Annotated in this window: 22 protein-coding genes and 1 other RNA gene; 5 read left to right on the top strand and 18 right to left on the bottom strand. The window is 46.4% G+C overall.

Annotated features, from left to right (window positions below):
* Window positions 1–65: 65 nt before the first annotated feature.
* The gene (locus AB3114_RS02130; protein ID WP_367341615.1) at window positions 66–587 is read right to left on the bottom strand and encodes a GNAT family N-acetyltransferase; all 522 of its coding nucleotides are present in this window, start codon (window positions 585–587) and stop codon (window positions 66–68) included.
* Between the two features lie 145 nt (window positions 588–732).
* Between AB3114_RS02130 and AB3114_RS02125 the strand changes: the two genes are divergently transcribed.
* Window positions 733–1374, top strand: a complete 642-nt coding sequence (locus tag AB3114_RS02125; protein WP_367341614.1) for an endonuclease III domain-containing protein — start codon at window positions 733–735, stop codon at window positions 1372–1374.
* A gap of 44 nt (window positions 1375–1418) precedes the next feature.
* On the opposite strand, the gene AB3114_RS02120 is transcribed toward AB3114_RS02125, so the two are convergent.
* The 3 genes from AB3114_RS02120 to AB3114_RS02110 are packed head-to-tail and all read right to left on the bottom strand — an operon-like array spanning window position 1419 to window position 3758.
* Window positions 1419–2231, bottom strand: coding sequence for a glycosyltransferase family 8 protein (locus AB3114_RS02120; RefSeq protein WP_367341613.1), 813 nt, complete (start codon window positions 2229–2231; stop codon window positions 1419–1421).
* Between the two features lie 25 nt (window positions 2232–2256).
* On the bottom strand, window positions 2257–2886 hold the full coding sequence (locus tag AB3114_RS02115) for a hypothetical protein (RefSeq protein ID WP_367341612.1): 630 nt from the start codon (window positions 2884–2886) through the stop codon (window positions 2257–2259).
* Entirely contained in the window at window positions 2883–3758 is an 876-nt protein-coding gene (locus tag AB3114_RS02110; RefSeq protein ID WP_367341611.1) for a DegV family protein, read from the bottom strand. The genes AB3114_RS02115 and AB3114_RS02110 overlap by 4 nt, the downstream gene beginning before the upstream one ends.
* A 181-nt stretch (window positions 3759–3939) precedes the next feature.
* On the opposite strand from AB3114_RS02110, the gene AB3114_RS02105 reads away from it, so the two are divergent.
* Window positions 3940–5631 carry an NFACT RNA binding domain-containing protein gene (locus tag AB3114_RS02105; protein WP_367341610.1) on the top strand — a complete coding sequence of 564 codons (1692 nt, stop codon included), beginning with the start codon at window positions 3940–3942 and terminating at the stop codon, window positions 5629–5631.
* 65 nt (window positions 5632–5696) lie between these two features.
* On the opposite strand, the gene AB3114_RS02100 is transcribed toward AB3114_RS02105, so the two are convergent.
* The 6 genes from AB3114_RS02100 to AB3114_RS02075 form a co-directional block, all read right to left on the bottom strand.
* The gene (locus tag AB3114_RS02100) at window positions 5697–6653 is read right to left on the bottom strand and encodes an L-lactate dehydrogenase (RefSeq protein ID WP_367341609.1); all 957 of its coding nucleotides are present in this window, start codon (window positions 6651–6653) and stop codon (window positions 5697–5699) included.
* A 135-nt stretch (window positions 6654–6788) separates the two neighbouring features.
* Window positions 6789–9311 (bottom strand): carbamoyl phosphate synthase large subunit, encoded by a 2523-nt coding sequence (locus AB3114_RS02095; protein WP_367341608.1) that lies wholly within the window; start codon window positions 9309–9311, stop codon window positions 6789–6791.
* Window position 9312: 1 nt separating this feature from the next.
* Window positions 9313–10392: a carbamoyl phosphate synthase small subunit gene (locus AB3114_RS02090; protein WP_367341607.1), complete on the bottom strand. Its 1080-nt coding sequence runs from the start codon at window positions 10390–10392 to the stop codon at window positions 9313–9315.
* 15 nt (window positions 10393–10407) lie between these two features.
* Window positions 10408–11301, bottom strand: coding sequence for an RluA family pseudouridine synthase (locus tag AB3114_RS02085; RefSeq protein ID WP_367341902.1), 894 nt, complete (start codon window positions 11299–11301; stop codon window positions 10408–10410).
* 24 nt (window positions 11302–11325) lie between these two features.
* On the bottom strand, window positions 11326–11766 hold the full coding sequence (lspA, locus tag AB3114_RS02080; RefSeq protein ID WP_367341606.1) for a signal peptidase II: 441 nt from the start codon (window positions 11764–11766) through the stop codon (window positions 11326–11328).
* A 1-nt stretch (window position 11767) separates the two neighbouring features.
* Window positions 11768–12163 (bottom strand): EbsA family protein, encoded by a 396-nt coding sequence (locus AB3114_RS02075; RefSeq protein WP_367341605.1) that lies wholly within the window; start codon window positions 12161–12163, stop codon window positions 11768–11770.
* A gap of 31 nt (window positions 12164–12194) precedes the next feature.
* Between AB3114_RS02075 and AB3114_RS02070 the strand changes: the two genes are divergently transcribed.
* Complete coding sequence (locus AB3114_RS02070) at window positions 12195–12590, top strand: ribonuclease HI family protein (RefSeq protein ID WP_367341604.1); 396 nt, start codon at window positions 12195–12197, stop codon at window positions 12588–12590.
* Here AB3114_RS02070 and AB3114_RS02065 read toward each other — a convergent pair.
* The 4 genes from AB3114_RS02065 to AB3114_RS02050 all read right to left on the bottom strand — a co-directional run bounded on the left by AB3114_RS02065 (window position 12587) and on the right by AB3114_RS02050 (window position 15278).
* Window positions 12587–13732, bottom strand: a complete 1146-nt coding sequence (locus AB3114_RS02065) for a class I SAM-dependent RNA methyltransferase (RefSeq protein WP_367341603.1) — start codon at window positions 13730–13732, stop codon at window positions 12587–12589. The two genes, AB3114_RS02070 and AB3114_RS02065, sit on opposite strands and share 4 nt — an antisense overlap.
* 70 nt (window positions 13733–13802) lie before the next feature.
* Window positions 13803–14176, bottom strand: an RNA gene (rnpB, locus tag AB3114_RS02060) — RNase P RNA component class B.
* A 12-nt stretch (window positions 14177–14188) separates the two neighbouring features.
* Entirely contained in the window at window positions 14189–14554 is a 366-nt protein-coding gene (gpsB, locus tag AB3114_RS02055; RefSeq protein ID WP_367341602.1) for a cell division regulator GpsB, read from the bottom strand.
* Window positions 14555–14678: 124 nt separating this feature from the next.
* On the bottom strand, window positions 14679–15278 hold the full coding sequence (locus AB3114_RS02050) for a DUF1273 domain-containing protein (protein ID WP_367341601.1): 600 nt from the start codon (window positions 15276–15278) through the stop codon (window positions 14679–14681).
* Window positions 15279–15360: 82 nt separating this feature from the next.
* Here AB3114_RS02050 and recU point away from each other — a divergent pair, with 82 nt between their 5' ends.
* Together recU and AB3114_RS02040 are read left to right on the top strand one after the other, a co-directional pair.
* Entirely contained in the window at window positions 15361–15972 is a 612-nt protein-coding gene (gene recU, locus AB3114_RS02045; protein ID WP_367341600.1) for a Holliday junction resolvase RecU, read from the top strand.
* Between the two features lie 11 nt (window positions 15973–15983).
* Window positions 15984–18248 carry a PBP1A family penicillin-binding protein gene (locus AB3114_RS02040; RefSeq protein ID WP_367341599.1) on the top strand — a complete coding sequence of 755 codons (2265 nt, stop codon included), beginning with the start codon at window positions 15984–15986 and terminating at the stop codon, window positions 18246–18248.
* A 54-nt stretch (window positions 18249–18302) separates the two neighbouring features.
* Here the strand turns inward: AB3114_RS02040 and AB3114_RS02035 are convergent, their stop codons facing one another.
* From AB3114_RS02035 to AB3114_RS02020, 4 genes are all read right to left on the bottom strand, one after another.
* Window positions 18303–19079 carry a DnaD domain-containing protein gene (locus AB3114_RS02035; protein WP_367341598.1) on the bottom strand — a complete coding sequence of 259 codons (777 nt, stop codon included), beginning with the start codon at window positions 19077–19079 and terminating at the stop codon, window positions 18303–18305.
* 85 nt (window positions 19080–19164) lie between these two features.
* Window positions 19165–20463: an asparagine--tRNA ligase gene (gene asnS, locus AB3114_RS02030; protein ID WP_367341901.1), complete on the bottom strand. Its 1299-nt coding sequence runs from the start codon at window positions 20461–20463 to the stop codon at window positions 19165–19167.
* A gap of 19 nt (window positions 20464–20482) precedes the next feature.
* The gene (locus AB3114_RS02025; protein WP_367341597.1) at window positions 20483–21001 is read right to left on the bottom strand and encodes a DUF5590 domain-containing protein; all 519 of its coding nucleotides are present in this window, start codon (window positions 20999–21001) and stop codon (window positions 20483–20485) included.
* 50 nt (window positions 21002–21051) lie between these two features.
* On the bottom strand, window positions 21052–22219 hold a 1168-nt coding region (locus AB3114_RS02020; RefSeq protein ID WP_367341596.1), incomplete at its 5' end, for an ATP-dependent DNA helicase.

The following is a 22219-nucleotide window of genomic DNA, read 5'->3' as shown; positions in this document are numbered from 1 at the left end:
GTGCAAGTCATAACAAGCAAAAGGACGTAGGAAAAAACGTATTTTTCCTGCGTCCCTCGTAAAGATTAATTTTTAGTCACTAATTCGTAAACGTATGACTCCTCGTTTTCCCGGTAAACTCCGTGAAGAGTGCCAACCCGCTTAAAACCATGTTTCGTAATCAGGTGTTGCATGGCTTTGTTATCTTCATGTGTATCAATGCGCAATGAATCAACATCCGGTTCATCTTGGAAGTAAGTAATGAAAGATTCGAAAAGCTGTGATGCATAGCCATGTCCAGCGTGGTTAGAATGAATAGCCACCCGGTGAATGGTCCGGTATTTGTCAGTGTCAATAAGCCACTTTCCGTCTAATTGATCGTATGAGTGATCCGGCGGCGTAACAACGGAAAAGGCCCCAATCGTTTCTTCATCATCGGACCGAACAAGGTATGCGAAGCCATTTTCAATATCTTCTTTAATATGTTGGCGGTTAGGGTAATCACCCTGCCACTGATCAATCCCCTGTTCAGCAAGTTGGTTGCGACCATCTTCCAAAATCGTCATCAAACGATCCAGGTCTTCTGCTTTTGCTTGACTAATCTTCATCAATATCACCTCTCAATTTTTTGCACAAGGATTAATTTACCATATTCAGATGCCCGGATGCAAACGAGATGCCTGAAGGCCTTTCAACTGACCCGTGAATTGAGAAGTGTCATAATAGGAGTAAATAATTAACGGAGGCAAGTTCATGATCCTGACATTAACTCAGCTGTACCACAAAATGATGAACAACATGGGACCAACTCATTGGTGGCCAGCTGACAGCAAGACACAAATTATTATCGAAGCACTGATGATCCAAAACACCAACAGCCGCAATGCCATTCGGGCCTCCGCCCTCTTTGCCAAAGCTAGCAATTATAATCCTGCTAAAATTGCTAAAATGCCAATCACAGAATTGGAGAAACTGGTCAAACCGGCTGGCTTTTACCATAACAAAAGCCGGGCAGTCCAAACCTTATTCCAGTGGCTCAGCACGGATGATTTCGACTATCTGAAAACTGCCCGCCGTCTCGGTAACAACTTGCGCCCATCGTTAATGAAATTGCGGGGAATTGGCGACGAAACAGCTGATGTGCTGCTCACCTATGTGTTTGATCGGCCAACTTTTATTAGCGACCACTACGCCAGGCTGTTATTTACGGAACTTGGCGTCAAAAATATCAGCAATTACCAGAGTTTGGCTAAGCAAATAGCCCTCCCCTCTTCTTTCTCACTGAACGACGCTCAAGAGTTTCACGGGTTGATCGATGAATTCGGCAAAGTAGCTTTTCATCCCCGTGATGCCTTTCAACAGTCTTTTTTGAGTGGTGACCAAATCAAATTATAGATAATAAGCAGCCCTGAAGATCTGCCTTCAAGGCTGCTTGATTTTTATACTAGTTGACTAGCCAAGTGATGATAATGCTTGTATAATGCCGTGAATTTGCCATGGTTCATGTTAATTTTCCACGGCTTATCGCGCCCGCAATAATGCAAAATGACGGTATTGTTAATCACCCATTCGAGATTCCATTGTCCAAAAGAAATTGTTTGGTATGTGGCAAGCTTTCGCGCGTCAAAGTTATATAGCTGGTCTGGTACAGATTTGATCTTGTCGCCATACAAAGCGTTCAGGACATCCTGGTCTGGTAGAAGCAAGACGTGATCGCGAATGTAGTTGAAAATATCGTTTGCTTTGACATTGTCACGAATCGCTGCCAGATTCATCAACAAAACACCAGAGTTATAGTAGCCCTTGGATTCAAAGTTTTGAAGACGAATCCGGTTGATTACCTCAGTCGTGTTAGTCAAATTGGTGTGAATGGCCGAGGCATAGAGATAACCAGCGAGATCTGTCTGGTAGAGCGGCTTCAAGTCATTAATACAGAGTACATCAGCATCGAGATAAAGGATTCTATTAATCTTTTGCGGTAAATAATAATGAGCGAGCAAGCGGTAGTAAATAGTTTGGGGATAACGATCAGTGATCGGCGCGTTCGCAAAATCTTCGGGATTAACGATGATTGGTACAAAATTCATGCCTAATTTTTGGCAAAAACTACCTAACTCGTCCTGGCGAGATAGTTGATGATCGCTGATAACGTAAATATCAAAGGCGCTATCTGGCGTATTAGTTTTGATCGAAAAAAACACGGTTTCTAAATGAGAAACGTAACCATCATCAATCGAAAATAAGAGGTTCACCGTCCGTCATCCCTTCACCAGCAACCTATCCTTTATCCTGCGTGTCATCACTTTTTTCAGAATTGTGAGAACTTAAATCAATTTCAACACTGCCATTATCATCATCAGCCGGCAGTTGATGGTCAGGACCATCACCACTTATTTTCAGCAGCCAGCGAACAAACGAAATCGCAGGCGCAGTTAGTAAGGCGTACAGGAGTCCGCTTAATATGGCAACTGGGAAAAACTGGCCCCAAAAGCTCCAAACCCCTGTTAGCTGATGGGTATAAGCCCAGGCAATAATCAGATAGATCACCGTCATTGAAGCCACCTGGGACAGTCCCATCGTAATACTGATCAGGCGACTTTGGGGAGCAGTCTTCTCGGGATGCCGCCGAATAACCCAAGCTACGGCCAACCAATCCAGAATCAGAATTAAGAGATCTGGCCAGGAAAGCCAGTGCAAGATTAACAAAATAACCGTCGCAGCAATGGCCGCCAATAAAGCGGTCGTCAATTCAAATGACCCCAGTATTGTCACCGCAATAACTGGCACTAACTGAATGTCGATATTGCCAGACGGCAGCATCGACTTAAAACGAAAGTTGGCCACTAAAATCATTAAAATGACCAGGACCGTCAGTACTATGTAGTAGAACCAACTTTTGTTTTTCATAGTGGCTTCCGCTTCAGATCTTGATTCCAGGAAATAGCTAAAGCGCCCTGCCCGATGTGAGTGCCGACAACCGGGCCAAAGTAAGATAATTCAAATGGAATATCTGGATGATCAGCAGCTAATTTATCCAGCCACTTCTGGCCTGCTTTGGGACAGTTAGCGTGGTAAACAATAGCACTAACTGGGTAATCGACTTTAGCGATTTCTTGATCGAAGATTTGTTCACAACGCAATTTAGCCTTTTTCATCGAACGAACCTTTTCAAAAGCTTCGATGGCGTGCCGTGGCGTATGCATCGTCAGCAATGGCTTGATCTTTAAAATAGACCCAACAAAACCGCTGGCGTTGGACAAACGACCACCACGAACGAGGTTTTGCAAATCGTCAACGACAAAGACGTCGTTGAAGGTCTCCCGGTACTTGGAAAGATTTGCCAAAATGGTGTCTAAGTCTTTGCCGGCCTCGACTTCACGAGCGGCTTCAAGTACCAGGCGCCCCATCATCTTAACCGTCAGATACGAATCGACAGGGACAATTTTAATGGTGTCCTTCATCTCTTCAGCAATTTGGGCCACCGTGTTGACTAAACCAGAGATTGCCTTTGACAAATGAATACTAATAACCGCATCATAGCCATCATCAGCCAACTGTTGGTATAAATTCATCAACTCACCAATTGGTGGTTGGGATGTGCTGGGAAAAGATTGGGAATGGGCTAATTTGTCGTAAAATTCTTCAGTACTGATGTCAACCCCTTCACGATAGCTTTGGCCATCGATCATCAGTGGGATGGGCACAACATGAATATTATTGTCTTTGACTTCCTCTTCACTGAGGTAGCAAGTGCTGTCAGTCACAACAGCAATTTTCATAATTCAACACTCCAATAACTGTCTTGTTAAAAACGCAATTTGGCGCTATTGACGCACAATTATGTATTAAGAATAACACACGAACCGAACAAAACCAATTCTCATTAGATCGTTCTCTTTGCCTCCCAGTCATGTTAAACGGTATAATAGTTAGGCATATTTGTAATAGGAGGAAATTTCAATGGCATTCGATGGTTTATTTACTCATGCAATGGTCCATGAACTAAAAAAGCAGCTGCGAGGCGGTCGCATCAACAGAATCAGCCAGCCATATCCTGCCGAACTGTTGATGGTGATCCGCTCACACCGTCACAACCAAACACTACTCCTATCTGCTAATCCTTCGTATCCACGCGTTCAGATCACCACTATCCCTTACCAAAACCCAGCGGTCCCAACTAATTTCACGATGACGATGCGTAAGTATTTGGAAAGCGCCGTCGTTGATGACATAAAACAAGTGGGAAACGACCGGATTGTCGAGTTTTACCTCAGCACAAGAGACGAACTGGGCGATGTCCAAGAGCTGGTTCTGGTCGTTGAAATTATGGCTCGTCATAGCAACGTCACCCTCGTGCACCGCAAAACCGGGAAAATTATCGACGCTATTAAGCACGTTGGCAGCGACGTTAACCGGGTACGGACGCTGTTGCCGGGTGCCCAGTTCATCATGCCGCCGAAGCAAAAAAAGACTAACCCTTACCAGGCCAACCAACATTACACTACCCTTGCCCGTCAAGATGGCCAGGATGTTAAACAGCTAGCTCATGATTTACAGCATCAATATGAGGGTTTTGGTCGTGAGTCAGCCCAAGACCTTGCTGATCGGCTTGTAAATGCTGATAACCTGCCAATTGCTTATGGCACCTTCCTTCACGGCTTCGAAGAGCCCCAACCAGTCATCATGACTGACGAATGTGGTAAAAAGCATTTCTTTGCGTTTTCACCGGTTAATACCGACCATTATCAAGAACCACAGACGTACCCGACCCTTTCAGCGATGCTCGACGCCTTTTACGCCAACAAAGCGGAGAGTGACCGGACACGTGAATTAGCTGGTCAGGTACTCCAAGTCGTGAATAATGAGCTCAAAAAGGACCGGCGCAAGGTCAAAAAATTCAACCACGCCTTAGACGAAGCTTCACGCGCCGATTATTACCGTATCCGTGGAGAAATCTTGACAACGTATCTGGGAAAGCTTCAACCAGGGATGAAGGAAATCAGTCTTCCTAATTTCTATGACGAGAACCGCCCGCTGAAAATCAAATTGGAGCCGGAGTTATCGCCGTCCCGTAATGCCCAACATTATTTCACACGCTACGACAAACTGAAGAAGTCCGTTGCTCACGTCAATGAGCAAATGGCCAAGACGAAGGACGAGATCAACTACTTCAACGGCATCAAAAGTCAGCTCGACATCGCAGCTCCTGCCGACGTCCAAGAAATCAAACTTGAACTGGAAGAAGAAGGATACCTGCGGCGTAAAAAACGTGGGAAGCGGCGTAAGCCACGGGTTTCAAAGCCACAACAGTTCCTGGCTTCGGATGGAACCTTAATTATGGTAGGAAAAAACAACCTCCAAAATGATCGCCTGAGTTTTAAGATTGCTAATAAGAACGACACTTGGCTGCACGTCAAAGATATGCCCGGTTCCCACGTCGTTATCAGGGATGCTAACCCCAGTGACCAAACCATTCTTGAAGCAGCCCAACTGGCAGCCTACTTCTCCAAGGCGCGCCAATCCGACAACGTACCAGTCGACTACCTAGCGGTTAAACACCTTCATAAACCACATGGTGCTAAACCTGGATTTGTCACCTTCCGGGGACAAACGACGATCAACGTGACACCGCATTTACTGAAAACTAAGTAACAAAATAAGCCGTTGAGCAAGATTTTGCTCAACGGCTTATTAGTTTTTAATGGCTGATAGCCAGCTTAGTTCTTGGAATCTGCTTCAAAAGCGTCATTCAAGATCTTGCGCAGGGTGTCAGCTGACTTGTGGAACTTTTCAGTTTCAGAGTCCTCCAAAGGAATTTCAACAACCTTCTTAACACCAGAAGCATTCAGAACAGCTGGCGTACCCATGTAGAGGTCCTTAACACCATATTCACCATTCAGTGGTGCTGAGATTGGCAGGACGGCATTTTCGTCATGCAACAGTGCACGAACAATCCGCATTGCGCAGGTAGCAACACCATAGAAAGTAGCACCCTTGTTGTTGATGATGTCGTAAGCCTTGTGAATCGTCTTGTCTTCGATGTCATCAAGGTCAGCTTGGCTGATACCTTCTTCTTTAGCAATTTGCAGCAGTGGCTTACCGGCAATGGATGCTTCGTGGTATGCAGCAAATTCGGAATCACCGTGTTCGGCCATGATGTAGGCATCGACATCGCGTGGGTCAACGTCCAGACGCTTGCCCAGAGCGACACGCAGACGAGCAGTATCCAGGGAAGTACCAGAACCAAAGACACGGTTCTTTGGCAGACCAGAGAACTTCTGAGCAGCTGCAGTCAGAATGTCAACCGGGTTGGCAACCACAACGATAATACCGTCAAAACCAGAAGCCATCAGTGGTGTAATGATGGACTTCATGATCTTAAAGTTCTTACCAACAAGTTGCAGACGAGTTTCACCTGGCTTTTGTGGAGCACCGGCAGTGATGACAGCGACGTCAGCGTCCTTGCAGTCTGAGTAATCGCCAGAGTAAATCTTCTTTGGAGCAGTAAATGCAGTGGCATCCTCAAGGTCAAGGGCGTCACCGGTAGTTTGCTTCTTGACGATATCAATAATTGGCAGTTCCTCAGCCAAGCCCTGTTGGGTCATTGCAAAAGCAAATGATGAACCCACAGCGCCGTCACCGATCAGAGCAACTTTTTGGTGAAGTTTAGACATAACAGAATCATCCTTTCTGATTCATTTAGAATATTAGAAACATTTTTATTATAACATGAACTTCACAGATGTAGACCACTGAAATTTAGTTAAGCGCTATCTTGATTGCGAGTAAGCGTTAGTCAATTTTTTATTTTAGCCCAAATTGGGGTCACGGTCGATTTCCATCTTGGCGCCGATGATCGTACGAACACTTTCTTCCCCATTATCGATATGTAAAGCATGGAAAGGAAAACTAGTACGGTAAACAGCGTGCATGGCATCCTGATGACTAGCCAGTTGCTGGGCAAATTTTTGACCATCAAACTGATTTAAAAGCAAACGCAAGTTGATATCAGGTAAATTGATACCCAAGACCTTGCTCAAAGAGACCATTTCGGTCAACGGCAATAATTGCACTGCCTGCAACTGGATCAAATCGTCATCCGACTTGCTGAAAATTAGCTGGTAGATGCCAGGCTTCTTCAACTTCCCTATTTCCTGTTGACCCAGACGGTGCATAATCGTTTGGTTCCGCGCCGATAAGTTGGCCGGATAAAATTCACCGGTTCCCTGGTACGAAAGGGTAGCTGGTGACTGAAAATCACCAATGATTCCTAAGCTGTAGGCATGCTGACCATCAAAAACCAGATTGTCATTGTATAGCGGCTCAACGTTGCTAAACTGCTTAATTTGAGTTTCAGCTGGCAATGATAGAACTTTGGTCTTTTCAGATAACTTCAATTTTAACTGTTCAGGCTTCTCAGTTGCCGGCAAAATGAGGTAATCTGGCTGCTCGACAGCCAGCACTGAATTGATCATTTCTTCCGTCACCGGCTCGATGTAACGCTTATCAGCAAGAAATGTACTGAGACTCAGTGAGCTCGGATTATTGTTTAAAACGACGGTATGGAAACCCTCTTGTTTGAAGTAATTCAAGACAGAGGCAGTGAAATATTCACCAGCAGTGCTTTGACCGACGTTGATTGGCCCCAGTCCGACTAACATGACTACCGGAGCTGGACTAGCCTGCGTTTCGTTTTCCTGTTCAAAAGTGCTATAAAAACTACTAGTATGGCACTCAAATTCGCCAGCAGAAGGTTCAACTTCCTTGTAGGTGCGGTTCATTTGGTGAGCATGGCGCATCGCAGTAATTTTAGATGGTGCCTCGCTCCAAAAGCGAGCAATCATTTGGTCACTAATACCTAGATACTTAGCTTCTTCAAGAACTGGGGTCGACCCCGGATCTTTAGCCAATTCTCCGTCAATGTGCAAGAGCTTCTTCAACTCGGTAAAGTAGTACTGGTCAATATGGGTGATCTCACTCAACTCACTGACGGAGTATCCCCGGCGCAAGGCCTCGATGAGCAAGAAAATCCTCCCGATACGGGGATGAATCAAGGCTGTTTCTAGATCTTCATCACTTAGCTGCTTTTGTTTAAGTAGACGTAAATCATCACGCCCGAGCTTTTCAAAAGCGACGTCTACCTTGCTGATTGCTTCGGGCAAGCTCCGTCCGATGCCGATCACTGCACTGATCGATTTTTTCTCCGTGGTCAGACGGCAGTTGTTACCCTTGAACAGTTCATAGGGCCAGATAGGCGCGCGCAAAGCCACGTGGTCCATCACCGGCTCCGTCAAAGCGGCGTGCTTAAAGTAGCCGTGATCAAGGTGAATGTCTCGCAGGCTTTGCCCCGAATACAAGTCACCGATGATGCGGCTGATCGGGTATCCCGTCGCCTTTGTCGCAAAAGTCGTCATCCGATCGAGATAAGGGCTATTTTTGATGATATAGAACTGCTCCCGATCTTGATCCAGGGCAAACTGGATATGGTTCAGACCAACGATCCGCAATTTTCGGGTGATGGCAAAGGCCGTATCGCGCATGTCCTGCAATTCGCGGTCGGTTAGCGTCTGCGCTGGCATGACGGCAACAGAATCACCCGCGTGGGTACCGATGGGATCTGCATCTTCGATCACCCCGAGACTCATCATGGTCCCGGAAGCATCCCGCAAAACGAGAAAACCGATTTCCTTCAGTCCGGCAAGACTCTGTTGCACCATAATTTGTCCGGAACGCGAGTGTTGAATGCCACGCATAACAGCCTTGTTAAGTGATTGCCGTTCATGAACAATCTGACGGAAGCCCGTTCCCGCAGGCATGATGGAACGAATAATCACGGGCAGGCCAACTTTATCTGCCATCTCAGCCGCATCCTGGTAGTTATCAGTTGTCGCAATGGCCTTCGTCGGGGCATCAACACTATGCAAGGTTCGGTTAAGTAACAGTGGATTGTTAATTTGACGAATGGTCGATAACGGAACGCCAACAACCTGCAGAGACGTTCGCTGAAAAATTCCAGATTCGGCAACCTCTTGAACGATCTCGAAGGCATGACGACCACCCAAGGTCGGCACGAGATAAGTCGGCTGATAGCGACGGATAGCTTGAACTAAGTTCTTTTCGTTCACTGCTTTGATACATGCTATATCGATAGCTGAACGGCTATCCAAAGAATAACTAAAAGCATTATTTGACAGCAGAATTGTTTGGAATCCTTGATTTTTTAAGGTCGTCGCCACTTCAAAAATCAAAGTGTCAATTTCTTCGGCATGTTGTAAATTATCGGCCCCAGTACCAATGATCAAAACTTTTTCGTGTTTTTGCTCCGTTGCCATATTAACGATCCTCTCTTAGTCGCATCGTATCCATGAATTCATCAAAAAGGCCATCTGTTTCGTCAGGACCAGGCGCCCCATCAGGGAAAAATTGAACAGAAAAGGCTGGGTAATCCCGATGACGCAGCCCCTGCACACTGTTATTAATTAAATCGATGTAGGTCACGTAAAGGGATGTCTTATCCACGTCATCGTGGCGAATAACAAATCCTTCTGCCTGCGTGGCGTATACGATTCTCCCCGTGATAACTTCGGTAATCGGGTGGTTCATTCCATGGTGTTCTGGGCTGATTTGGTGCAACTGACAGCCATTCGCCAGCGCAAATAATTCGTGACCTAAGCCGATGGCAAATAAGGGTACCCTTTGTTGAATTTTCCGAATCATGGTCAGCACTGAAGGAACAATGTTGTTGGGATTGCCAGGGCCACTAGACAGAACCACCCCATCTGGGTCCAGCCGGAGTATCTCCTCAGCCGTGGCATTGTAAGGCAGGACAGTAACGTTGCACTTCCGACGCGACAATTCACGCAAAATGCCATTTTTCAGGCCAAAATCGACAACTACTACACTCATCCCCACATCCGGATCAGGATAGGGCTTCGGTGTGGAAACCTGGGCCACTTGTTGATTGGTGAGAACGGTGGCTTGCAATTGATCAAAGGCATGATCATCAGGAACAGGTACAATGCTGCCCTTGAGAGGTTTTTTCGCATCCCTGAGGCGGTGCACCAAGGCGCGGGTGTCGACGTTTGCCACACCTGGGATATTCATCGAGTTCAAGTAACGGTCGAGCGTTAACCGACGAACCTTAGTGGTGGAAATGTTTGCCAAGCTACGGACAATCACACCTTTGACTGAAGGCACAATCGATTCGTAAACATTGCGTTGAATCCCCGAATTACCGATATCCGGATTAGTAAAGACGACAATTTGGTTGTGGTAGACCTGGTTGGTGATGATTTCTTGATAACCAGTCATGCTGGTCGTAAAGACCATCTCACCAAAAGTTACCGCGGGAGCGCCAAAACCTTCTCCAGCGTAAATTGAACCATCTTCAAGTATTAAGTACCGAGCTGACAATTTCTCTCCTCCTCCCTACTCAACTGAATCGGTGGCGTTTAAATGATCAAGCATCTTTTGGAACCAATCTGGCAGTGGTGCGGTAAAGAGCATTTCTTTTCCCGTCCTTGGATGTTTGAATCCCAGAAGTCTTGCATGAAGATACTGACCATTGCCCGGCAATGTTTTACGGGGGCCATATAATGGATCGCCGGCTAGCGGATGGCCGATAGAAGCCATGTGCACACGGATTTGGTGAGTTCGGCCTGTTTCCAAATGACAGGAAACCAGCGTGTAATGACGATAACGCTTTAGCACTTGGAAATGCGTCACCGCGTGCCTGCCATCCGTCACGATAGCCTGTTTTTTACGGTCGCGTTTTGAACGCCCAAGTGGTGCATCGATTGTCCCGTGGTCTGTTTTAATGACACCATGAACTAAGGCAACATACTCGCGCTTCGTTGTTTTTGCTTTGAGCTGGCTGGCCAAGGAGCGGTGAGCCTGGTCATTTTTAGCGACCATTAGCAGTCCAGATGTGTCTTTATCAATTCGATGAACGATGCCGGGGCGAAATTCTCCATTGATGGTCGACAACGGACAATGATAAAGCAGGGCGTTGACTAAGGTATGGTCGGGATGCCCAGGTGCCGGGTGAACAACCATTCCTTGAGGCTTATTAACAACCAGCAGATCATCATCTTCATAGACAATATCGAGTGGAATATTTTCTGGATCTAGCGAAATCTTATGGGGCTTGGCAGGAGTAACACTGATTTGATCTCCAGGCTGCACCTTATATTTATCAGCAACTTCTTTGCCATTTACTTTGACAAGGCCTTTTGCAATCCATTTTTGCAACTGGGAACGGGAATGATCCTGTAAAAGCTGGGCTAAAACCTTATCAAGCCGCCCTTTTTCACCGTCGTGAATCGTAATTGTTTTTGTTGTCAACGCTCAATCATCTTCCTTAATAATGAACCAAGCCAAAGCGATTACCCCGATTGTCAGACAACAATCAGCAACGTTAAAGACGGGAAAATCGATAAACAATGTTTCAAACATATCCACTACGTAGCCAAGTCGGATGCGGTCGATAAAGTTGCCAATAGCCCCTGCTAAAATCAAAGAAAGGCAAACCATGACCGGCCGCTGTTCACGAAAATGGTACATCAAAGCAACAATAATAATTAAGGCGACAATGGTGATAACCACAAAGAACCATTGTTGACCCTCTAAAATGCTCCAGGCAGCTCCCCGGTTATGCAAATCGGTAAGTCCCATCACGCCTGGCAAAAGGACAAGCGTGTGGTTCATAGCAATGTGTGTGCTCACGGCCCACTTAACCACTTGGTCAAGCAACAGAAACAATATCGTTAATAGCGGATAAAGCCACATTTCACATCTCCACCTTAGCAATCTTCATCATTCGTTTAATGTCAGCAATCGCTTGTTTGCGGAAAGTAAACGTCAAAATTTCGCCGTTGACCGTCATCGTCAAGGTATGTGTCGTGAAGACGGGTTGGCGAACATCCTTCAACGGAATCGTCAGAAAATCCTTTTGCAGGATCCGGCTATAAACCATTTTCGAAGGGGTGATGACAACTGTGCGGCGTGACACGTTCAAAAATGCTAAAATCAGAAATAAAGCAATGAAACAGGCACTAATCCACTGAAAATGTGTAATTTCTAACCAGATAATTATACCAACGATTAATACCATCAGTGTCCAACACCAATCGATGATCATGGTTGTCATATTTGGTTGATAAAAGTATCTCTTCTCTTCTTCCATTGAATACTCCTTGTAATTTCAGGTGATTATGATGATTAAAATGTTTACTGATGCCGCTACTAAAGGCAATCCAGGGCCAACAGGACTCGGCATCCTGATAATTCGCGATGGTCAGCAAGAACAGCTGACCTCTCAACTACCATGTGCCAGCAACCACCAAGGTGAATTTGCCGCTGCCCAATTTGGCTTTGACTACCTCGTCAAGCATCATTTTAACAACGAGCCTATCTTATTCTATACCGACAGTCGGCTCCTTAGCGACTCCATCGGCAAAGCATACAGTAAGCACTACCAGGAACAGTTATCCCAGCTACTGAATAGTATCGACCAGCTCGGCACCGTCGTCACCCAATGGGTTCCAGAAAGCCAAAATCATGGTGCACATCACTTGGCCAATCAGGCTCTCCACCAGTTAGAAAGGCATTAGTTCTTCTGTGGGCGCTTGCGATGGCCCCAGAACTGAAAGAGGTCGGTTCGCAAAGCCCCGTTGTACAACTTGCGGCGCTTAGTGGCTTTTTGCCCATAATAATGTTCAAATTCTAGGTCAGCGGTCAAAATGTACTTGCTCCACGTCGTCATTGGCCGATACAGTTCACCCATCTGACGGTAAAGCTCGCGAACACTATCACGATCCCCTAGCCGTTCACCATAAGGCGGGTTTGCCACAATCACACCGTTAATTTCATCAGTACGCCAGTCCTTAACGGCAAGCTGTTTGAAATGCACATCATGGGTTAAACCGGCCGCTTGGCAGTTAGCTTTAGCAATTGCAATCATATTTTGATCGATATCATAACCGTGAATGTCCAGTGAAACATCGTAGTCAGCCGCATCATCAGCGGCGTCACGTAATTCATCACTTAAACCGGCAGGCACCAGGTTATCCCATGATTCACAAATGAAATCACGATTGATACCAGGTGCAATGTTGTGACCAATCAGGGCAGCCTCAATCGGAATCGTACCGGAACCGCAAACTGGGTCGACAAAGGGATTGTCTGGAAACCAGTGTGCCAGTAGAACAAGGGCTGCAGCCATGTTTTCTTTGAGCGGGGCCCCACCCTTTTCACGACGGTAGCCGCGTTTAAAGAGTGAGCTTCCTGACGTATCCAGCGTCAACAGCACATGATCCTTAACAATGGCTACTTCAAGTGGATACGTAGCACCTGATTCTGGCAGTCGCGTCCGACGATGGTATTTATCAGACAGTGAGCGCACAATGGCCTTTTTGACGATGGCCTGCACGCTCGGCACGTTATGCAGCTGTGAACGGTGGCTGCGTCCTTCAACAGGAAAAGCAGCGTCAATCGGCAAATAATCTGCCCACGGCAAACGATAGGTTTGATCAAAAAGCTCATCGAACGTCGTTGCGTTGAATTCGCCGATAACGATCTTGATGCGGTCAGCAGTGCGCAACCACAGGTTAGTCTTGATGATGTCTTTCATTGTCCCCTGAAACCGCACACGTCCGTTTTCAACTTGAGTCTGGTAGCCCAAGTTTCGCAGCTCTTTACCCACCAAGGCTTCAATCCCAGAAGCCGCGGTCGCAATTAGGTCATATTTTTGCATTTTTATCTCCTCGAAAAGGATAATTTTCCATAAAAAAACCCGGGTAAAACCCGGGCGCCTGTTTGCAAACTTCTGTAGGCCATGTTTTGTCGTAATTCAACTATCAGGCAGCAGTTGAATCGAGGTAATCATCTATCTCAGGGCATAAGCCCTCCCCTGGAATCGCTTCAATTTGCTATCCAAAGCTCCCCTACCGTAGTTTGGGTTTACCGCTTGAGGGGTTTACCGCGTTCCACCAATAACGTTTCCGCTATTGCTTCGTCACTGTGGCACTTTTCAGGGATACTGGGACGTAGCCGAAGCCTTAGCCGCTTTTCCCGCCGTTACCGATAAATCGGCACCCCGCCTTATTTTTTCAGCGAGCACAAACACTACCAGCATCGCAGCTGGTGCGAGCATGGACCTTCCTAACACGACATAAGCCGTGCTCAATTACCCAAGGTTTGCAAATATTGTTTACAGTAAATGCGAATCGGAATCGTCACTCTCGCCGTTGTACTGCGGGCCAAAGACACGGCGCTCCAAATTGGACAAACGCTTTAAAATGTCCATATTCGTAGCACTAGAAACTGGCTGCTGGTTAGCATCAGGCTGGCTGATCGAAGAACCAACTTCGACCTGCCGGTTTAATTCGTCTACCTTTGCCTTCAACCGGTCATTTTCGTTCTTTAACTGAGTGATCTGTGAGTGGAAAGTGTCGTAATCCTTAATAACGTCATCAAGGAAGGAATCAACATCAGCCCGGTCATAGCCAATCCCAATGCTCTTTTCCTTGAATTGTTTTTGTAGAATATCCTTGGCAGTAAATTTAATCTCAGCCAAAATCAACACCCCATTCGTTGTATATTCCGTAAACACATCATTTATCTTACCAAAATTTTTCTCACTTGCAAAGGCTGAGAAACGAAATTATTGACAATTTACGATTACTTAAAATTCTCTACTATTATTGAATGCTGTGAAAGCCACCCGAATCATTTTGTTTCTTTTCCCGCTGTCGTTCTGACCACTCCTCGGCAGCCTCCTGCAATTCATCAAAATCAATTAAACGCAGCGCATAATCATGGTTCTCCTGCCAGCGCTTAATAGCACGGTAATCCCACACAGGTTTACCTTCAGAATCTAAATCATACACCAAAATAGCACTTTCACTATGCCCCAACATAAAATGAGTGTAGTTTTGCAACTGCTGCGGAGACTGGTAAGAGGCTCGCGAAACATCCGCCGCAAAATCCACCGCATTTTTGATTTTGGTCAGCGCCATCTGATTGTCCTCCTGCCAGCGATTGCCAAAATCCGCAAATGGGGACATGATGGCAATCCTCAATTGCTGGTAGTCTTTTTTTAGCTGAAGGCCTGCTTCGGCTGCCCAGCGTTCAACTCCCATCTGGGGGCCCGTTAACAACCAAAATTCTTCTGTAGATTGGTTAAGCATTTCAACTAACGTCTTTTTTAAGACTTCTTTAATAACTTCAGCTTTTGGATCATCATCCTTAAAGGCTTGCAGCTCATAGGCGCGGTAACCACTCACCCAGATTCGTCGCATGACATCCTCCTGTAATCATTTAGTAAACTTCCTATTAGATAGAACTCTGGTATAATAACACGTAGTCAAGGGAGGGAGAAGGATGGCTATTCACTACCCCAGTGGTCAAAAGCCGGCTAAAAAAGTTAGTTCCGCAATTCCTACACCGCACGAATCCATTTACGCGCGACGGGGGATGTCACTGGAAGCAGAGCTCAACGAAAGCAATGGCTATTATCTGGCTACGAAACGCGCGGTGGTTCATAAAAAGCCAACGCCCGTCCAGTTAGTGAAAGTCGACTATCCCAAACGAAGCAAAGCTGTGATCAGGGAGGCCTATTTCAGGCGTCCCTCCACTACTGATTATAATGGTGTGTATCACAGTCACTACATCGATTTTGATGCCAAGGAAACACGCAACAAGCGCTCTTTCCCTTTAAAAAACTTTCACCAGCATCAAGTCAGCCACATGAAAGCCTGCGTTGAACAGGGTGGGATTTGTTTTGCAATTATCAAATTCTCAACCCTCGACCGTTGTTTTCTTTACCCTGCCACTAATCTTTTTGCCTGGTGGCAGCACTTTACTGGTGGCGGCAGAAAATCGATTCCCTTAACGGAGATTATTAAAGATGGCTATGAAATCGAGTACGGGCTCAACCCTAGGCTGAAATACCTGGATGCCCTGGACTCCTTTATCCACGACCATCAACTGTAAAGGAGTTTGTTATGTCTGATAATCAATCAGAAGCTCGACAAGACTATCGTACCAATAACGATGATGGTCAACAAAGCGGTGGTGGTGGTTCCCTTCTGCGGCGTATCCTGCTTTGGATTCTCGGAATCATCGTCCTCTTAATTGTAGGTGGGGCTTGTCTATTCTTCTATTATGCTTCAAGTGCGCCGAAGATTAGCCGCAACGAATTGGCTAGTCAATCGACGACTACCATCTATGATCGCGATAACCGGGTTATTTCTCGACTGGGGGCTCAAAAACGGGAATACGCTAGGGACAGTCAGATTCCTAACTCCCTCAAGCAAGCGGTTGTATCAATCGAAGACCGGCGTTTCTACAAACACCATGGTGTCGACCCTGTTCGTATTCTTGGGGCAGCAGCTAACAACTTAGTTGGCCGTTCGAACGGAATGCAAGGTGGTAGTACCCTAACTCAGCAGCTGGTTAAATTATCAGTCTTCTCCACCGCTGCTTCCGATCGAACCTTTAAGCGCAAAGCCCAGGAAGCTTGGCTAGCTATTAACGTTGAACGCCACTTCTCCAAACAACAGATTCTGGATTTCTACATCAACAAAGTTTACATGGGCAATGGCGTCTACGGGATGAAGACGGCTGCTCAGTATTACTATGGTAAGAACTTAAACCAATTGAACCTTGCTCAGTTGGCCGAACTCGCAGGAATCCCACAATCCCCTACTTACTACAACCCATTATCCCGCAACACCCAGTACGCTACCCAACGGCGGAATGAAGTGCTGAACGCCATGGTTCGCAGTAAGTACATTTCCAGTGCGCAAGCTAACAGCGCTAAGCAGCAAAGCGTTACCAGTGGTCTTGACCCTAGTCACGGTAACACCAGTTCTGGTGATGCCAACGTCAACGAAAAAGTCGTGGATGCTTACGTCAAGCAAGTGATGGGCCAGCTTTATGCCAAGGGCTATAACCCGTATAATGACGGTTTGCAAGTCCACACCAATCTCGATCTAGGTGCCCAGCAGCACCTCTACAGTGCCGCCAACAACGGCGGGGTTAACTTCCAAAGCGATAAGGAACAGGTTGGTGTTGCCGTCACCAATCCGCATAACGGTCAAATCGTTGCCATGCTTGGTGGGCGGAAGACTGGTAAAACGATCTTCGGTTTAAACCGGGCTGTGCAAACTGACCGGTCGTCTGGTTCCACCGCCAAGCCACTGATGGACTACGGTCCCGCTATCGACTACCTCCAGTGGCCAACATACAAGAGTGTTCAGGATACGCGCTTTGTTTACCCAGGCACCAACGTTGTTCTTCACGACTTTGATCACCAGTATAAGGGCACGATGACGATGCGCGACGCGCTGGTTCAATCACGAAACGTGCCAGCTATTCGCACTCTGCAGACCGTTGGTATTAGTCGGGCAACCGAATTTCTCAAGGGCCTCGGCATCAGTCAAAAGAAGGCTTACACCCTGCAAAACGGGATTGGCTTGTACATTTCACCATTACAGATGGCTGCTTCTTACGCTGCCTTTGCTAACGGTGGGATCTATTACCGTCCTTACTACATCAGCTCAATCACGACTCAGGATGGTCAAACAATCAATTACTCACCTCATGGTCATCGCGCGATGAGTCGTGCAACGGCGTACATGTTGACCTGGATGATGAAGGGTGTTCTGACCGACTCTCAAGGCAGTGGACGTGCGGCTCGAATTAGCGGTGTTCACCAAGCCGGTAAGACTGGGACTACCGAATACCCTGACAGTGGCCATTCTGGTGTAATGGATTCCTGGTTTGCTGGTTACACCAAGAACTACTCAATTGCAGTGTGGACCGGCTATGACCAACCGATGCAGCCTAACAGCGGCATCTCCGAAAGTCATACAACTGATGCCCAACTGTTATATAAGAGTTTAATGGAATACCTCGACGAAGAAGATCACGCTAGCGACTGGTCCATGCCAAGTTCAGTCGAGGCCGTCCGTTACCGTGGACACCGTCAATTGGTTATTCGCGATTCGAAATGGGCCTTTGGTATGATGGAAGATACCGGCAATGACAACGTCGATAGTTCTTCCTCATCCCGGTCCAGTTCATCATCTTCGAGCTCAAACGGCAGCAGTTCACGAGCTAATTCATCAAGCCGTCAGGAAAGCAATAACGGTGGTGGCGCAAGTTCCAGTTCATCTGCTGCTTCGAGCACCAGCACCAATGCTAATAGCACTAGTGGAAACAACAATAACAACGCAAACAGTAATAGCGGTGGCAACCAACAGTAGCCTAACTATTGCTGATACTTTAAAAGGCAGTTCCCAAAAGGGAGCTGCCTTTTATTAATGCTGCTTTGATTTGGCATCCTTATCTCCGCCAATCTTGAAGATAGGAATGTGCTCGTGACTCGGTTTCACCTCATCGCCTTTAGCCATGTTAGTGCGTTTCTGTAGAAATTTTTGTTTGGCTGCATTCACTTCTGCAGGAGTCTTGATGTTGTTCTGGTACCAATTGAGAAGGATCCGGTCCATGTAACTGAACTTGAATGTGCCGTTCATCACGGCTTCCTTTAAAGCCATCAAGATCATCTCGGGAGAATAGTGATCTTTATCCAACCAATCTGCTACCTGATCCATTTGAAACGGCGAGAGCATCCGCCCAAATTCTTGCTGGATTTGGTTAAAGACATCCTGGCGACTTGGTTTTTGTTTTGGACTGGAAACATTAACATCAGCCTCATTAGCTGCCCCTTCATCACCGTCATTAAAATGATGATCAGGCTCCATTGTCACTGTTTTCATCCGCTCTAGTAAAGGTGAAAAGTCGTAGTACACTTCTTCTTTTCCCGTCCCGTCATGGCGGATGCTTTGACGTAAGAGGCCATTAGACATCATCTTTTGAATTTGCCCATAAACCTGATCATCACTAGTCTGCAGCCAAGTAGCAACGGCATGAACATCAGGCATTGATACACCACGATCAAGAGCCGATTTCAATTCTAAATAGATAACTAGCTGTGCCGTCGTCATCCCAAATTCATGATAATGGTGCAGCAGAAGATTGCTAACGTTGGTTTCCCCTGCCTGAATATAACGGTTAATAAAGTCTTCTTCAGCCATTGATTTCACCTCTTTTGTCGTGACAAAATGAGGGACCGCGATATTAATACCACAGTCCCTGCATTTTTATTTATAAATCATTAAATTACGGCTTCAAACGGTTGATCATCCGTGGGAACGGAATTGTTTCACGAAGGTGATCCTGCAGGCAAATCCAGCAGAGGAAGCGTTCAAATCCCATCCCAAAACCAGAGTGCGGAACAGTACCATACTTCCGTAAGTCTAAGTACCACTGGTAGGTCTTCGGATCAAGATGAGCATCCTTGATGGCTTGGAGCAATGTATCATAATCAGTTTCACGCTCAGAACCACCGATGATTTCTCCGTAACCTTCTGGGGCTAATAAGTCAGCACAAACGTATTTCTTATCATCCTCAGGATCGGTCAGCATGTAGAATGGCTTGATGATCTTCGGGTAGTTCAATACAAAGACTGGTTTCTTAAACTGATCGGCCAGGTAGGTTTCTTCAGGTGAGCCGAAGTCGTCGCCCCACTTAACATCCAAACCACCATCTTGGAGCATTTGAATGGCCTTGTCGTAACTAATCCGTGGGTAAGGCGTTTCAGTAAACGGCTTCAGAGTTTCGGGATCACGACCAACGGTCTTTAATTCGCGTGGGCAATCTTCCATCAAGCACTTAACCAAGTAAGCCACATAGTCTTCTTGGATCTTCAAACTTTCATCTTGGTGCATGAAGGCCATTTCTGGTTCGATCATCCAGAATTCAGTCAAGTGACGACGGGTCTTTGACTTTTCAGCACGGAAGGTAGGTCCGAAAGAGTAAACCCGTTTCAGAGCCATGGCCCCCGCTTCTTCATAAAGCTGACCACTTTGTGACAAATATGCATCTGTATCAAAGTATTCAGTATGGAAGAGGTCGGTGGTACCTTCTGGTGCGTTGGCAGTCAGCAGTGGTGCATCGAACTGGGTAAAGCCGTGTTGACTGAAGAATTCGTAAGTGGCGCGTTTAGTTCTGTCACGAATCCGCATCAAAGCAGCCGGACGAGTAGAACGTAACCACAGGTGACGGTGATCCATCAGGAATTCAATCCCGTGATCCTTTGGGGTGATCGGGTAATCTTCACTGTCACCAATCTTTTCGATGTTGCTGATGTGAATTTCGTAGCCGAAGTGAGAACGCTTGTCTTCCGCAATTTCACCAGTGACGTACATACTGCTTTCCTGACGCAGATCGTGACGCGCCAAGTCAAACATTTCCTCAGAAGTCTTCTTTAAAAGTATGCCTTGGAAAAAGGCAGTCCCATCACGCAGCTGTAAGAAGGCGATCTTTCCGCTCGAACGTTTGTCAGTCAACCAACAAGCGATGCGAACCGTTTGACCTACGTATTTAGGCGCATCAATGATATCAATTGTTTCCAAAATAATTCCTCCCTGGAGTGGTTTACAAGTTGTTAATCTGCTGAACTAAGTGCCCAGTTTTAAAATTAAATAAGTCGTAGCAGAGCTTTCCTTGATGATTCAAATAAGTTACTTCCCAAACCGTCTTGTTATTGAAGATGCCAGGTGCAACTTTTAAGACCTTGCGTGGCTTCTCGTTACTCCAAACCTTTGCCAAGGCTTGATTACGAGTAATTCCACTGGCCTGTTTGACTACCCGCACCGATCCGCCTTTTTGGGGAATGATCACCAAAATGGACTGATTGGATTGGTTTTTACCCGCCACCGTGTAATAAGTTTTTTCACGGTTGTAGATATAAAATGCGCTCTGACTTTTTAGGTTAGCGTACTTCCGGGCAATTTGCAGAGCCTGCCTGTCAGCCGCTCGACGCGGATGATTGCCAAAGGCATAAATGCTCCAGCCTAAGAGAAAGACCAGCAGGATGATCAATAATAAATTACGAACAACCCGCCGTGATGAACCCCGACTGTGGGCACGCTGAATCTCACGACGACTTTGCATATGAGCCATCCTTTCTCAACATTTGAAATGTCTGTTCTATTATAGCAAACCTACTTGTTTTGTGCCGGACGATGATGGACTTTTAAAAATTTTTTTGCTTCTCGGACAATTTTCTGGGTCTTCATTACCTTTTTAGGCATGTCCTTAGGTAAAGCCCGCTGCATTGTCTGACCATAACGCCGGTTTTCTAAGCGGGGATCCAGGCAAACGGCTACCCCGTAGTCTTCTTCATCCCGCAACAATCGACCGATTCCCTGGCGCAATTTCAGTGTTGCTTTTGGCAGCTGCAGTTGGTAGAAAGGATTTTTGCCTGAATGTTGGATCAAGTTATACTGCGCACGATTGAGCAGCTCATTAGGCGAATCAAAAGGCAAACGCGTAATGACCAGCAATTGCAATTGATTGTCTGGCAAATCGATCCCTTCCCAAAAACTAGCAGCCCCCAGCAAAACTGAGCGGGTTCCACTAGCAAATTGCTTCAAGAGCTTATCGCGGTTGCCGGTAATGCCCTGAGCAAGGATGTCACGCTGGTTAAAGAGATCCGTCCCCCTTAATTGACTATAAACTTGCTCGATCGTCAACAGGGAATTAAAGAGAACCATCGTTTGACACTGGGTAGCGTCAGCTAAATCATGGATGCTTTCGCTCAGGTAACGGATGTAGTCGCTATTATTACGGCTAGTCGGCATCGGAGCATCACTGGCAATTAGCAAACTAGCATTGTTAGCAAAATCATACGGAGATTTGAAGCGTTTGACCCTCGTCTCCTCATGATCAATATCCAGTTGGCGGTAAGTAAATGATGAACGTGATGAGGTCAAAAGAGTTGCACCAACGAATAATGGCTTAGTGAAGTAGGGATATACCTGCTGACTTAGGAAATGGTTGTTAGCCAGCAAGCCACCGCTTAATTTCATCGTGCTCCGTTCATGCGACTGTTGGATGGTCAGCCAAAAAGCCGAAGATTCACTGCGCTGTTTGAGGGTCAGAGAGAAGTTATGCAAAACTTGGTCTGCATCTGCTAACCGTTGCAAATGCGTCTGGAATTGCGTCATCAGGTAACGATCGCTCGGTAACCAGCTCTCCTGCCGACTGACAAAGAGGTGCTCTAACTCACGAAAATGGAGTCGGACACTAGCTAGTGACTGCTCGAGGTGCATCATCACCGGATTAGTTACCGCTAAAAGCTCGGCTAACTGTTGGTTATCAACCTGTTCC

Source organism: Limosilactobacillus sp., from assembly GCF_040772465.1.
Lineage (GTDB): Bacteria > Bacillota > Bacilli > Lactobacillales > Lactobacillaceae > Limosilactobacillus.
This window is presented reverse-complemented; position numbering and strand designations above follow the sequence as displayed.

What these genes read in the sequence shown, in the direction of transcription:
- AB3114_RS02105 (WP_367341610.1), top strand. Translation starts at nt 3,940, where the DNA reads ATGGCATTCGATGGTTTATTTACTCATGCAATGGTCCATGAACTAAAA.
- AB3114_RS02025 (WP_367341597.1), bottom strand. Translation starts at nt 21,001, where the DNA reads ATGCAAAGTCGTCGTGAGATTCAGCGTGCCCACAGTCGGGGTTCATCA.
- AB3114_RS02110 (WP_367341611.1), bottom strand. Translation starts at nt 3,758, where the DNA reads ATGAAAATTGCTGTTGTGACTGACAGCACTTGCTACCTCAGTGAAGAG.
- AB3114_RS02115 (WP_367341612.1), bottom strand. Translation starts at nt 2,886, where the DNA reads ATGAAAAACAAAAGTTGGTTCTACTACATAGTACTGACGGTCCTGGTC.
- AB3114_RS02035 (WP_367341598.1), bottom strand. Translation starts at nt 19,079, where the DNA reads ATGGCTGAAGAAGACTTTATTAACCGTTATATTCAGGCAGGGGAAACC.
- AB3114_RS02125 (WP_367341614.1), top strand. Translation starts at nt 733, where the DNA reads ATGATCCTGACATTAACTCAGCTGTACCACAAAATGATGAACAACATG.
- AB3114_RS02100 (WP_367341609.1), bottom strand. Translation starts at nt 6,653, where the DNA reads ATGTCTAAACTTCACCAAAAAGTTGCTCTGATCGGTGACGGCGCTGTG.
- AB3114_RS02075 (WP_367341605.1), bottom strand. Translation starts at nt 12,163, where the DNA reads ATGGAAGAAGAGAAGAGATACTTTTATCAACCAAATATGACAACCATG.
- AB3114_RS02095 (WP_367341608.1), bottom strand. Translation starts at nt 9,311, where the DNA reads ATGGCAACGGAGCAAAAACACGAAAAAGTTTTGATCATTGGTACTGGG.
- AB3114_RS02070 (WP_367341604.1), top strand. Translation starts at nt 12,195, where the DNA reads ATGATTAAAATGTTTACTGATGCCGCTACTAAAGGCAATCCAGGGCCA.
- AB3114_RS02050 (WP_367341601.1), bottom strand. Translation starts at nt 15,278, where the DNA reads ATGCGACGAATCTGGGTGAGTGGTTACCGCGCCTATGAGCTGCAAGCC.
- AB3114_RS02040 (WP_367341599.1), top strand. Translation starts at nt 15,984, where the DNA reads ATGTCTGATAATCAATCAGAAGCTCGACAAGACTATCGTACCAATAAC.
- lspA (WP_367341606.1), bottom strand. Translation starts at nt 11,766, where the DNA reads ATGTGGCTTTATCCGCTATTAACGATATTGTTTCTGTTGCTTGACCAA.
- AB3114_RS02065 (WP_367341603.1), bottom strand. Translation starts at nt 13,732, where the DNA reads ATGCAAAAATATGACCTAATTGCGACCGCGGCTTCTGGGATTGAAGCC.
- recU (WP_367341600.1), top strand. Translation starts at nt 15,361, where the DNA reads ATGGCTATTCACTACCCCAGTGGTCAAAAGCCGGCTAAAAAAGTTAGT.
- AB3114_RS02130 (WP_367341615.1), bottom strand. Translation starts at nt 587, where the DNA reads ATGAAGATTAGTCAAGCAAAAGCAGAAGACCTGGATCGTTTGATGACG.